Origin of the sequence: Streptomyces olivaceus (assembly GCF_000721235.1) — a bacterium.
Lineage (GTDB): Bacteria > Actinomycetota > Actinomycetes > Streptomycetales > Streptomycetaceae > Streptomyces > Streptomyces olivaceus.
Map to the genome: position 1 here is coordinate 23,168 of NZ_JOFH01000054.1, position 12,520 is coordinate 35,687.

Annotated in this window: 10 protein-coding genes and 1 pseudogene; 6 read left to right on the forward strand and 5 right to left on the reverse strand. The window is 73.6% G+C overall.

The window, feature by feature from the left end:
* Positions 1 to 5 precede the first annotated feature (5 nt).
* The 3 genes and pseudogenes from IG94_RS39180 to IG94_RS0135515 form a co-directional block, all read right to left on the reverse strand.
* Positions 6 to 637, reverse strand: a pseudogene (locus IG94_RS39180) (AAA family ATPase).
* 40 nt (positions 638 to 677) lie between these two features.
* Entirely contained in the window at positions 678 to 1,355 is a 678-nt protein-coding gene (locus IG94_RS0135510) for a response regulator (protein ID WP_031047277.1), read from the reverse strand.
* 191 nt (positions 1,356 to 1,546) lie between these two features.
* On the reverse strand, positions 1,547 to 2,752 hold the full coding sequence (locus tag IG94_RS0135515; RefSeq protein ID WP_031047280.1) for a sensor histidine kinase: 1,206 nt from the start codon (positions 2,750 to 2,752) through the stop codon (positions 1,547 to 1,549).
* 328 nt (positions 2,753 to 3,080) lie between these two features.
* On the opposite strand from IG94_RS0135515, the gene IG94_RS0135520 reads away from it, so the two are divergent.
* Entirely contained in the window at positions 3,081 to 4,085 is a 1,005-nt protein-coding gene (locus IG94_RS0135520; protein ID WP_224326486.1) for an SAM-dependent methyltransferase, read from the forward strand.
* Here IG94_RS0135520 and IG94_RS0135525 read toward each other — a convergent pair.
* Positions 4,050 to 5,201 carry an NADH-quinone oxidoreductase subunit D gene (locus IG94_RS0135525; RefSeq protein ID WP_031047285.1) on the reverse strand — a complete coding sequence of 384 codons (1,152 nt, stop codon included), beginning with the start codon at positions 5,199 to 5,201 and terminating at the stop codon, positions 4,050 to 4,052. The two genes, IG94_RS0135520 and IG94_RS0135525, sit on opposite strands and share 36 nt — an antisense overlap.
* A 31-nt stretch (positions 5,202 to 5,232) precedes the next feature.
* On the opposite strand from IG94_RS0135525, the gene IG94_RS0135530 reads away from it, so the two are divergent.
* Both IG94_RS0135530 and IG94_RS0135535 read left to right on the forward strand, forming a co-directional pair.
* Positions 5,233 to 5,754, forward strand: coding sequence for a PH domain-containing protein (locus tag IG94_RS0135530; protein WP_031047287.1), 522 nt, complete (start codon positions 5,233 to 5,235; stop codon positions 5,752 to 5,754).
* Positions 5,751 to 7,136, forward strand: coding sequence for a PH domain-containing protein (locus tag IG94_RS0135535; RefSeq protein ID WP_031047290.1), 1,386 nt, complete (start codon positions 5,751 to 5,753; stop codon positions 7,134 to 7,136). Before IG94_RS0135530 ends, IG94_RS0135535 begins: the two co-directional genes overlap by 4 nt.
* 19 nt (positions 7,137 to 7,155) lie before the next feature.
* Here the strand turns inward: IG94_RS0135535 and IG94_RS0135540 are convergent, their stop codons facing one another.
* Entirely contained in the window at positions 7,156 to 8,589 is a 1,434-nt protein-coding gene (locus tag IG94_RS0135540; protein ID WP_078892547.1) for a hypothetical protein, read from the reverse strand.
* A gap of 447 nt (positions 8,590 to 9,036) precedes the next feature.
* Between IG94_RS0135540 and IG94_RS0135545 the strand changes: the two genes are divergently transcribed.
* The 3 genes from IG94_RS0135545 (at position 9,037) to IG94_RS0135555 (ending at position 12,423) form a co-directional block, all read left to right on the forward strand.
* Positions 9,037 to 10,860 carry a phosphatidylglycerol lysyltransferase domain-containing protein gene (locus IG94_RS0135545; RefSeq protein ID WP_031047296.1) on the forward strand — a complete coding sequence of 608 codons (1,824 nt, stop codon included), beginning with the start codon at positions 9,037 to 9,039 and terminating at the stop codon, positions 10,858 to 10,860.
* A 325-nt stretch (positions 10,861 to 11,185) separates the two neighbouring features.
* Entirely contained in the window at positions 11,186 to 11,914 is a 729-nt protein-coding gene (gene folP / locus IG94_RS0135550; protein ID WP_248783107.1) for a dihydropteroate synthase, read from the forward strand.
* Complete coding sequence (locus IG94_RS0135555) at positions 11,911 to 12,423, forward strand: nuclear transport factor 2 family protein (protein WP_031047301.1); 513 nt, start codon at positions 11,911 to 11,913, stop codon at positions 12,421 to 12,423. Before folP ends, IG94_RS0135555 begins: the two co-directional genes overlap by 4 nt.
* Positions 12,424 to 12,520 lie beyond the last annotated feature (97 nt).

Consider the following 12,520-nt stretch of genomic DNA (forward strand, 5'->3'; position numbering starts at 1 on the left):
GCCGGTCAGTCGGCCCGGATGTGCCGGACGCCGACCCCGCCTGCCTGACACGGGTGCGCAGCGCGCCCTCGTTGTTGGGCTTCAGGGTGAGTTTCGCCAGTACGGCGATCCGGTCGGCGGTCTTCGGGACGGTCGTGTGGTCCGTCCACAGGTGCTCGGCGAACTCCGGTTCGGCCAGCCGCTCCAGGCAGTGGTCGAGCCGCCGTACCGCCCAGCTCTCCCGGCGCGGCCCGGACTCCTTGCCGCCGACGCGGCGCAGGAAGCGGCCCACACCGCGTTCGCGCAGCCGGCGCAGGACCGTCTCCCGTTCCGCGAGGAGGGTGAAGTGGTGGACGTCGTGGCCCAGTTCGCGCAGGCGGCCGACGGTCTCGGCGAAGTGGCCGGAGTCTGTGACCGTCATCGGCGCGATCACCACGCCGTCGTGCCGGGTGAGGGCGAGGTCCAGCACCTCGACGACCCCCTGCCGCCAGGAGGCCAGGTCCTGGAAGTCTCCCCTGAGCCCCGGCGGCGTCATGCGGTGCAGGCCGAAACCGACGTGCTCGGGGTCGCAGACGACGCTGCCCGGAAGCCGGCGCCGTATCTCGTGCGCGGTCTGCGTCTTGCCGCCCCCGAAGGGGCCGTTGATCCACAGGAGCATGCGCAGACCCTACCGACGCGGGGCCGCCGGCGTGGCCCCGTCAGCCCGGCCCGCCCCCGGCCCGCACGAGCCCGGTCTCGTAGGCCAGCACGACCACCTGGACCCGGTCCCGCAGGTTCAGCTTGGTCAGGATGCGGCCCACGTGCGTCTTCACGGTGGCCTCCGACAGCACGAGCCGCGCCGCGATCTCGCCGTTGGACATGCCCTGGGCGACCAGCACCATCACCTCGCGCTCCCGCTCGGTGAGCCGCTGGAGCCCCTGGTGCCGGGGCTCCTCCTGCCCGGCGGCCGGCAGCATCGGGGCGAACCGGTCCAGGAGCCGCCGGGTGGTGGAGGGGGCGACCACCGCGTCGCCGCTGTGCACGGAGCGGATCGCGGCGAGCAGCTCGCCGGGCGGCACGTCCTTGAGCATGAATCCGGAGGCGCCCGCCTTGAGCGCCGAGAAGGCGTACTCGTCGAGGTCGAAGGTGGTCAGGATCAGCACCTTCGGCGCGTCCGGGTCCACACAGATCCGGGCGGTGGTCTCGACGCCGTCCAGCTTGGGCATGCGTACGTCCATCAGAACGACGTCCACGGCGGTCGAGCGCAGCACCTGGAGGGCCTCGACGCCGTCCCCGGCCTCCGCGACGACTTCCATGTCCGGCTGGGCCGCCAGCACCATCCGGAACCCGGTGCGCAGCAGCACCTGGTCGTCGACGAGCATCACGCGGATCGCCATCGGAGCCTCTTCCGTTCTCCGGCAGTCCAGTCGTGCCGGGTCGATCTGGCGGTTGCGGCAGGCGCCGTCGTGGCGGTCTGCCGGTCGGGACGGTTCGCCGGTCGGCACAGTCTGCCGGTCCCGGCGACCGCCTCGCGACAGCGGCCGGTCGTGACAGGTGTCAACGCCGGACGTGCGTGCGGGCTCGGTCGTCAGTTCGCGGGTTTGAGCGGCAGCAGGGCACTGATGCGGAATCCTCCGCCCGGGCGCGGTCCCGCGTCCAGGGTTCCGCCGACCATGCCGACCCGTTCCCGCATGCCGATCATGCCGTGGCCCTGTCCGTCGAAGCCGCCCTCCTCGTACAGCTCGTGCGGGGCGCCCTTGCCGTCGTCCTCGATGAGCAGCCCGAGGCCGTCGTCGAAGTAGACGAGGCGCACGCTCGCGCCCGCGTTGGGCCCGCCGTGCTTGCGCGTGTTGGTCAGCGCCTCCTGCACGATGCGGTACGCGGTCAGCTCGACGCCGCTGGGCAGTTGCCGAGGGGTGCCCTCGACCTTGAAGTCGACGGGCAGCCCGGAGGTGCGGCACTGCTCGACGAGGTCCTCGATCTGCTGGACGTCGGGCTGCGGAACGTACTCGCCGGCCTCCTTGTGCTCGCCGGTGCGCAGCACACCGAGCAGGCGGCGCATCTCCGCGAGTGCCTGGCGGCCGGTGGAGGAGATGGTCTCCAGGGCGTTCTTCGCCTGGTCGGGGGCGGTGTCCAGGACGTAGGCGGCGCCGTCGGCCTGCACCACCATGACGGAGACGTTGTGCGCGACGACGTCGTGCAGCTCGCGCGCGATCCGGGCGCGCTCGGCGGCGACCGCGACCTTGGCCTGCGCCTCGCGCTCCTTCTCCAGCCGGGCGTTGCGCTCCTCCAGCTGCGCGAAGTAGGCGCGGCGGGTGCGGACGGAGTCCCCCATCACCCAGGCGAGCGCGAAGGGCACCGTCTGGAAGACCGTCACCGCGATGAGCGTGCCCATGCTCAGCTCGCCGTCGGCCCAGCGCAGCTGGGCGAGGGGGGCGGCGCTCAGGCCCGTGATCAGCGCGGTCCTGGAGGCCCAGCGGGCGCCGGTCGCGGCGACCGTGTAGATGATCACCAGGAAGGCGAAGTCGGCCGGCGTCGTCGAGACGTCCAGCGCCAGTTGTGCCACGCCGAGGGCGACGGCGAGCAGCAGCATCTTCTCCGGCGCCCGCCGCCGCAGCGCGATCACGCCGCAGAGCAGGACCACCACGGGCAGGATCAGCGCCAGGTTGTCCGTGCCGTTGACCCGGGTCCCCGGGTTCTTGTCGGACACGATGGAAACACCGAGCACGACGAGGGCCCAGAAACAGTCGACCCCGGCCGGGTGTCTGCGGAGGAAATCGTAGAGGCGCTGCACGTGACCCAGCGTAGGGAAGCGGAATAGGTGCAGGGGTCAACCGGAGGGCCGATCCGCATCGGCCGCGCATACTCCGCAAGGTGGAGGCCCCGATCTTCTGTGCCCCTAGCCTGGCCCTGTGACACCGGAAAGACCAGGCACACCCGGAACCCCGAACACACCCCACATACCCTCCGCACCCTCCACACCACCAGCACCTCCCGCACCACCGGAACCATCTGCACCACCCGCACCGGAGACAACGGGAGCCCCGGAAGCCCCTGAAGCTCCGGAAGCCGCAGCCGCGCCGGAGGAGTGGCGGGGCTGGCGGGAGGCCGCGCAGGAGGCGCTGTACGGCCCGTCGGGGTTCTACCGCGGCGGGGGCGAGGGCCCGGCCGGGCACTTCCGGACGTCCGTGCACGCCTCTCCGCTCTTCGCCCGCGCCGTGGCACGGCTGCTGTGCCGGGTCGACGCGGCGCTGGGACGGCCCCCGGTCCTGGACTTCGTGGACATGGCGGCCGGCCGGGGCGAGCTGGCCGGCGGCGTGCTGGCCGCGCTGCCCGACGACGTGGCCGCCCGCACCCGCGTGTACGCCGTCGAGGTCGACGGCCGCCCCGAGGGCCTCGACCCCCGCGTCCGGTGGCTGGCCGAGCCGCCCGGCGGCCTCACCGGCCTGCTGTTCGCCAACGAGTGGCTGGACAACGTGCCGGTGGACGTGGCGGAGGTGGACGCCGCCGGTGTGGCCCGGCGGGTACTCGTCCGCGGGGACGGCGCGCAGCGGCTCGGGGAGCCGGTGACGGGGGCGGCGGCCGCGTGGCTGGAGCGGTGGTGGCCGCTGCCCGGCGAGGAGGGCCTGCGGGCGGAGATCGGGCTGCCCCGCGACGAGGCGTGGACGTCGGCCGTGGGGGCCCTGGACGCCGGGCTGGCGGTGGCCGCCGACTACGCGCACACCGCCGCGGCCCGCCCGCCCTTCGGAACGCTCACCGGCTTCCGGGCGGGCCGGGAGACGCCGCCCGTGCCGGACGGTTCCTGCGACATCACCGCACATGTCGCCCTGGACGCGTGCGCGGCGGCCCACGCCACGAGGTGCGCTCCGGAGTGCGCGCCCCCGGATGCCCTGATGCGCCCCCAGCGGGAAGCCCTGCATGCCCTCGGCGTCACCGGCGTACGCCCCCCGCTCGCACTGGCCCGCACGGACCCGGCGGCGTACGTGCGGGCCCTCGCGAGCGCGTCGCAGGCCGCCGAGCTGACCGCACCGGGCGGGCTGGGCGACTTCCTGTGGCTGCTCCAGCCGGTCGGGGCCGTGGACGCCGCCGCGCTACTTGTCGATGTCGCCGACGACGAAGAACAGTGACCCGAGGATCGCCACCATGTCCGCGATCAGCGTCCCGGGCAGCAGCTCGGTGAGCGCCTGGATGTTGTTGTACGACGCCGAGCGCAGCTTCAGCCGGTACGGGGTCTTCTCGCCCTTGCTGACCAGGTAGTAGCCGTTGATGCCGAGCGGGTTCTCGGTCCACGCGTACGTGTGGCCCTCGGGTGCCTTCAGCACCTTCGGCAGCCGCTGGTTGACCGGCCCGGGCGCCAGCTCGGCGAGGCGGTCCAGGCAGGCGTCGGCGAGGGCGAGGGCGTTGTGCGTCTGCTCCAGGAGGCACTCGAAGCGGGCCAGGCAGTCGCCCTCGGCACGGGTGACGACCTTGAGGGTGTCCTGGAGTTCGCCGTAGGCGAGGTAGGGCTCGTCGCGCCGCAGGTCGAAGTCGACGCCGGAGGCGCGGGCGATGGGGCCGCTGACCCCGTAGGCGTGCACGGCCTCGGGCGACAGCGCGCCCACGCCCCGCGTACGCCCCCGGAAGATCTCGTTGCCGAGCACCAGGTCGTCGAAGACGCCCATGCGCGAGCGCACGGCGGAAACGGCGGCACGCGCGCGTGCGGTCCAGCCCGCGGGCAGGTCCTCCTTGAGGCCGCCGACGCGGTTGAACATGTAGTGCATGCGCCCGCCGGAGACCTCCTCCATCACGTTCTGGAGGACCTCCCGCTCCCGGAAGGCGTAGAAGACCGGCGTGATCCCGCCCAGCTCCAGCGGGTACGAACCCAGGAACATCAGGTGGTTGAGCACCCGGTTCAGCTCGGCGAGCAGCGTCCGCGTCCACACCGCGCGCGTGGGGACCTCCATGCCGAGCATCCGCTCGACGGCGAGGACGACGCCCAGCTCGTTGGAGAACGCCGACAGCCAGTCGTGGCGGTTGGCGAGGACGATGATCTGACGGTAGTCACGGGCTTCGAAGAGCTTCTCCGCCCCTCGGTGCATGTAGCCGATCACGGGCTCCGCGCTCGTGATGCGCTCGCCGTCCAGCACCAGCTTCAGCCGCAGCACGCCGTGCGTCGACGGATGCTGGGGCCCGATGTTGAGCACCATGTCGGTGCTCTCCGCGGCGCCGCCGATCCCGACCATGGTCTCCGTCGTAGGAGTCATGGACACAGTCTCCCCTACGTACGCTGACCCCATGGAAACGGGGAGCCCGGACGACACGGGCGCGGCGGACACGACGGACGCGGCGCGGACCGAACCGGTGTGGACCGGGTTGCCGCCGGGACTGCTGCGCATGCGACGGCTGCTCCTCGTGGTGTGGCTGGGCCTGCTGACCGTCGCCGCCGCTCTGCTGCCCGGCCTGTTCCTGGGCCCGCTCTGGGCAGCGCTGGCCCTGCCGCCGCTGGCCCTGCTGGTCTGGGGCTGGGTGATGCTGGAGCGCAACTGGCGTTCGTGGCGGTACGCCGAGCGCGCCGACGACCTGCTGATCAGCCGGGGCGTGCTGTGGCGGGAGGAGACCGTCGTGCCGTACGGCCGGATGCAGCTGGTCGAGGTGACGTCCGGGCCGGTCGAGCGGCACTTCGGCCTGGCCAGCGTGCAACTGCACACGGCCGCCGCCGCGACCGACGCGACCATCCCGGGCCTCGACCCGGCCGAGGCGGAACGCCTCCGCGACCGCCTGACCGAGCTGGGCGAGGCCCGATCGGCGGGGCTGTGACCACGCCCGGGCCCGAGGACGGCACGACGCGGGCACCCGCGGATACCCCACCCCCGGAGCCCGCCCCCGACACGCCCCCACCCGCGCGCGAGGTCGTCGAGCGGCGCCTGCACCCCGTCACCCCCCTGCGCCGGGCCTGGGCGCCGGTCGCCGTCCTCGTCGGCTGGGCCCTGCACGACCCCGACCAGGCGCAGCGCCAGCTGACCCGGCTGACCACGACCCACCTGCTGATCGGCCTCGCCGTACTGATCCCGGCCGCCGCCCTGTACGGCTTCCTGACCTGGTGGTTCACCCACTACGCGGTGACCGGGACCGAGCTGCGCATCCGCACCGGGCTGCTCTTCCGGCGCACCGCCCACATCCGCCTCGAACGCATCCAGGCCATCGACGTCACCCAGCCGTTGCTGGCCCGCGTGGCGGGAGTCGCCAAGCTCAAGCTCGACGTCATAGGCACCGGCAAGAAAGACGAACTGGCCTTCCTGGGCGCCGGCGAAGCCCGTGCGCTGCGGGCCGAACTGCTCGCCCGCGCGGCCGGCTTCGCGCCCGAGACCGCGCACGAGGTCGGCGAGGCCCCCGCGCGGCAGCTGCTCAGAGTGCCGCCCCGCGTCCTGGCCGTCTCGCTGCTGCTGACCGGCGCGACCTGGGGCACGCTGCTCGCCGCACTCGCCGTCCCGACGCTGCTGTGGCTGGCCACCCACAACCTGTGGACGGTGCTGGCGACCGCCCTGCCCCTGCTGGGTGCCGCGGGCGCGAGCAGCGCGGGCCGGTTCGTCGGAGAGTACGACTGGACGGTGGCCGAGTCGCAGGACGGCCTCCGCCTGGACCACGGGCTGCTCGACCGCGCCCACGAGACGGTGCCGCCGGGTCGTGTGCAGACCGTGCGGATCGTGGAGCCCCTGCTGTGGCGACGGCGCGGCTGGGTGCGCGTGGAGCTGAACGTGGCCGGTTCCTCGAACTCCGTGCTGCTGCCGGTCGCCCCGCGCGAGATCGCCGAATCGGTCGTCGCGCGCGTGCTGCCCGGGGTGAGCGTCCCGGCGGGCCCGGCACTGTCGCGCCCGCCGCGCCGCGCCGGGTGGCGCAGGCCGCTGTGGTGGCGCGGCTACGGCCTCGCCGTCACCGACGCGGTCTTCGCCGCCCGGTACGGGCTGCTGCGCCGCAGGCTGGCCCTGGTGCCGCACGCCAAGGTGCAGAGCGTCCGCCTGTCCCAGGGCCCCTGGCAGCGGGCGCTGCGACTGGCCGACGTCCACGTGGACACGGGGGCGAACAAGACCGTCACCGCGCGCCTGCGCGGCGCCGACGAGGCGGCGGCCCTGCTCAGGGCCCAGGCCGAACGCTCCCGCACCGGCCGCCGGGACGCACCGCCGGACCGGTGGATGGCCTGACGGACCCGGCCGGCCGCGCTCAGGAGACGGCGCTGCGCAGTCCGTCCATGTCGATCCGCTCGGTCTCGTCGTGGGCCGTCAGGTCGATCACCTGACTCACGTCCCGGGACTCCTCGCCCGCGGGCTTGAAGGCGGTCTCGGACTCGGCCTTGTGCACGGCGAGCGCCTCCTGGCCGACCACGTCGGCGAGGTCCTCGTTCTGGACGGTCTCCGGGACGGCGCCGGACGAGCCCGGCGCGTCCCCCGCGTCCATGTCCTCGACGGGCTTGGTGCCGAAGAAGTCGAACTCGCCCTCGACCGGACGCCGCGCCGGAGCCGCCGGTACGACGGCCACCGCGGTCGGCACCGTGAAGTGCCCGTGGGCCTTACGGGTGGGCTGGGTGGGCTGCGCGGACCGTTCGTCGGACGGGGTCGCGGGGGAGGCGGCGGTGCGCTCGTGGCCGTCGGCCGCCTCGGACTGCCCCTGCGCCTCGTCCTCCTGCCCGGCCTCGGCCGGGGTGGGCCCACCGCCTCCGTCGCCGCCGTCGTCCCCGTCGTCGCGGGGCTCGGCGGAGTCGTCCCGGCTGCCGCCGTCACCGCGGGAGCCGGCCTCACCGCCACCGTGGGCGTCACCGCCGCCCCGGTCACCCGCGTCAGGCTCGTCCGCGCCCCCGTCGTCCCCGTCGCCCCCGTCCCGGTCACCACGGTCCGAGTCGGCGGGAGCGTCTTCCGCGAAGCGGGCCAGGGCCGCGCTCGCCCGCAGGAACAGCCGGGAGCCCTCGGGCGAGAAGACGTCCGAAGCCCCTTCGTCGGCGACGCCTCCCACGGCATCACCCTCCTCGCTCTCCTCGCCCTGCTCGGAGCCGGCCACCGCCCCGCCCGCTCCAGCCGCCCCGGCGCCCGGGACACCACCCTCGGCCGGTGCATCACCCTCGTCGGAACCCCGGCCGTCCCCTTCCGGAGTCTGACCCTCCCCTTCCGGAGCCGGCCGGGCCGCCGGCAGCGCGGGCGCCTGCGGCACGGCCTCTATCTCCAGCAGGCGGCGCCCCTCCAGCGCACTGGCACGCTCGGTCTCCGCCGTGGCGTAGCGCCGCAGCAGCGAGGCGTGCTCGTTGCGCAGGCCGGCCAGCTCCGTGCGTTTCGCCCGCAGCCGGTGCTCCAGCTTCTGCCGCAGCTCGCGCGACTCCTCCAGGTCGGACTCCAGTTCGGCGACCCGTTCCTCGAAGCGCCACTCGTCGCTCGCGCGCACGCGTGTGAGGTCGGCGACCTGACGACCGGCCTGCACGTCCCAGTGCCGCATGACGACCGCGCCGACCACGGCCGTCACCGCGGCGGCCGCGGCCAGTACGCGCAGGATCAGGGTCTCGCTGAACAACCAGGGCCCGAGGGCGCAGACGATCGAAACGCCTGCGATCGCCGACGGAGGAAGCAGCCTGTGCAGAGGCGGTGAATGGCGGTGACGTCCACGTGGCATGGCCAGAAACTTACCGCGCGTAGGCGAATCTTGGCGCCCTGCCCCGGAAAAACGCTGCCGTCACCCACGTGTTCACACGCAACGGGGAATCCACACCCTCAACAAGGGCCGAATTACTTCAAGATCATTCATGTGTCCCGCCGGGCGAGGCCGCTCACCGAGCCCCCGCAAGGCCGGAAGCGCCTCCGCCACTTTCCGGAATGACCAACAAGATCCGCGCGGCCGCCGGTCACTCCGCCTTCGCCCCGCCCATTCCCGAACCACCAACACAGAGCGGCCGGTTATCGGGTATTGAGCACCTTGCCGCCACGGAAGAGATCATCACCCCCTCGGGCTCTTTCACCGGGAGTGAACCTGTCCACCCGGGACACCGTCCTAGAGGGTGCAATGTCGCCGGATGCCCGAAACGGCCCCGGACCCACGATCACTCGCAGAACTACAGGTGCGATGTCTGCCAGGACAGATGAGGAAACCTCGGGCGGGGTTCCGACCGGACCCACCCGCGTACGCCGATGGCCGCGCGGCCCTCGTCCGGAGAACGTGCCGCTCCTCGTCGGCCGCGCCTGCTCGCTCGTCGGACTGCTGGACATCGCCGCCGGCTCCTTCCCGCGCTTCCGCCGCAGCCGCATGCACGCCCTGGCGGAGGTCCTCCCCGGCTCCTTCGGCCCGTTCGCCGCCGCCCTCTCCCTCAGCGCCGGCGTCCTGCTCCTGCTCCTCGCCCACGGCCTCAAACGCCGCAAGCGCCGGGCCTGGCGGGCGGCGGTCGCCCTCCTCCCGGTGGGCGCGCTCGCCCAGTTCGGCTACCGGCACTCCCTCCTCGGCGTCCTGCTCTCCCTGGCCCTGCTCGCGCTCCTGCTGCGCCACCGGGACCAGTTCGCGGCCCTGCCCGACCCGCGCAGCCGCTGGCGCGCGCTCGCCAACTTCGTCCTGATGAGCGCCGGTTCCGTCGTCCTGGGCCTGCTGGTCGTCAACGCCCACCCGCACCGCATGGTCGGCGATCCGAGCGTGGCGGACCGCCTCGCCCAGGTCCTGTACGGCCTGGTCGGCGTGCAGGGCCCGATCGACTACCGGGGCACCGCCTCGTGGACGGTCGCCTTCTCGCTCGGCGCCCTGGGCCTGATCACCGCCCTCACGACCAGCTACCTGGCCTTCCGCCCCGAACACCCGGCCGCGCGTCTGACCGAGGACGACGAGAGGCGCCTGCGGGCCCTGCTCGCCGGGCACGGCGCCCGCGACTCCCTCGGCCACTTCGCGCTGCGGCGCGACAAGGCGGTGGTCTTCTCCCCCAGCGGCAAGGCGGCCGTCACCTACCGGGTCGTCTCCGGGGTGATGCTGGCCAGCGGCGACCCGATAGGCGACGTCGAGGCCTGGCCGGGCGCGATCGAACGCTTCATGGACGAGGCCCGCGCCCACTCCTGGACCCCGGCCGTCATGGGCTGCTCCGAAACCGGCGGTGAGGTGTGGACCCGGGAGACCGGACTCGACGCCCTCGAACTGGGCGACGAGGCGGTGGTGGACGCCGCGGATTTCTCCCTCACCGGCCGTGCGATGCGCAATGTGCGCCAGATGGTCAAGCGCATCGAGCGCGCCGGTTACGAGACCCGGGTCCGGCGCGTGGCTGACCTCGGCGACGCCGAACTGGACCGCGTACGCCGCGCCGCCGACGCCTGGCGCGGCACGGACACCGAGCGCGGCTTCTCCATGGCCCTGGGCCGCATGGGTGACCCGGCCGACGGCGACTGCCTGCTCGCGACGGCGCACAAGCAGGACGCCGAGCCGGGCGAGTACGGCGACCTGAAGGCGGTCCTCCACTTCGTGCCGTGGGGCCCGGACGGAGTCTCCCTGGACCTCATGCGGCGCGACCGGTCGGCCGACCCCGGCATGAACGAACTGCTGATCGTGGCCGCGCTCCAGGCGGCCCCGAGGCTCGGCATCACGCGGGTGTCCCTCAACTTCGCGATGTTCCGCGCGGCACTCGCGCGCGGCGAGAAGATCGGCGCGGGCCCGGTCCTCCGGGCCTGGCGGGGGCTGCTGGTCTTCCTCTCCCGCTGGTTCCAGATCGAGTCCCTCTACAAGTTCAACGCGAAGTTCCGTCCGCGCTGGGAGCCGCGCTTCGTCGTCTACCGCACCTCCGCGGACCTCCCCCGCATCGGCTTCGCCGCGATGCAGGCGGAGGGCTTCCTCACCCTCGCGCCGCCGCTGCCGCGGGTACTGCGGCGGCGCAGGGCGGTACGGCGACCGTGCGCCCACGGAGACGCTGCGCGGGCCTGAGCCGACGCGGGTCGTGCGGGCCGGCGCTTCCCCGGCACCGGCGCGGATGCTGGCCGGGAGTGGGGTGCGCGGCCCGGCGCTTGCGGGGTGCCGCTGCGCCCACCCGTGCCGCCCCAGCGGCACGACTGCCCGCAGCTCGGGCGGGTCAGCCGCGTACGGCGGGGAGGGGACGTGTCGGGGGGTGTCCGCCCGCAGCGGTTGGCGCGTCAACGGAGCCGGCTTCCCTGTCCAAGCGATTCCGCGCCGTTCCGAGGACGGACACCCCCCGGCGCGGCCCCGCACCACCCCACAACCCAACGCGCTACCCGCACCCCCACCGAAACACGTGGGCGGCGAGTCCACCCGCCCCGGCGCCACCCGCGTCGACGAGGACGAGGAGCTGAGGCGCGTCGTCCCGGTCGTGCGCGGCCTCGCCTCCGAGGGCGTCACGGTCTCCGTCGACACCATGCGCGCCTCCGTCGCCGAGCGGGCCCTCGCCGCCGGTGCAGCCCTGGTCAACGACGTCAGCGGCGGCCTGGCGGACGCGAGGATGATCCCGGTCGTCGCCGACGCCGGCGCCCCCTTCGTCGTCATGCACTGGCGCGGCCTCCTGGAGGGCGGCAACGTCAGGGGCACCTACGACGACGTCGTCACCGAGGTCGTCGACGAACTCCGCACCCGCGTGGAGGCCGTACTCGACGGCGGCATCGCCCCCGACCGCGTCGTCGTCGACCCCGGCCTCGGCTTCTCGAAGAACGCCGAGCACGACCTCGTCCTCCTCGCCCACCTGGACCGCCTCCTCGCCCTCGGCCACCCCCTCCTCGTCGCCGCCTCCCGCAAACGCTTCCTCGGCCGGGTCCTCGCCGGCCCGCAGGCGGCCCCGCCCCCCGCGCGGGAGCGCGACGCGGCCACCGCGGCCGTCTCCGCGCTCGCGGCGCACGCCGGCGCCTGGGCCGTGCGCGTCCACGAAGTCCGCGCCACGGCCGACGCCGTACGCGTCGCCCGCGCCGTCGAAGGAGCCCGCACCGTCGAAGGCACGGTCGAAGGAGCCCACCCCGACGAAGGAGCCCGGTGAACGCGCCGCACATCGACGTCGAACAGGTCGAGGCCGCCAACGCCGCCTTCTACGAGGCACTGGAGGAGGGCGATTTCGAGAAGGTCTCCGAGTTCTGGCTCACCCCCTCCGACCTGGGCGTCGACGAGTCGTACCACGACCACGCCGACGTCGGCGTGGTCTCCTGCGTGCACCCCGGCTGGCCGGTGCTCACCGGCCGCGGGGAGGTCCTGCGCTCGTACGCCCTGATCATGGCGAACACGGACTACATCCAGTTCTTCCTCACCGACACGCACGTCTCCGTCACCGGCGACACCGCCCTGGTGACCTGCACGGAGAACATTCTCAGCGGCGGTCCGGCCCCCGACGGCGACGACGAAGAGCTCGGCCCCCTCGTAGGCCAGCTCGTGGTCGCCACGAACACGTTCCGGCGCACGCCGGCCGGCTGGAAGCTCTGGTCGCACCACGCCTCCCCGGTCCTCGCCGGAACCGAGGACGCCGACGGTGACGGCGACGAGACCCCTCCCTGATCCCTGACCCGCCAGGACGTGGTTGGAATCACGGACCACCGGGTATGGGCGGCTACCTACCCGCGGCCCCACCCCCGCTCCACTCCCGCCCCGCTCC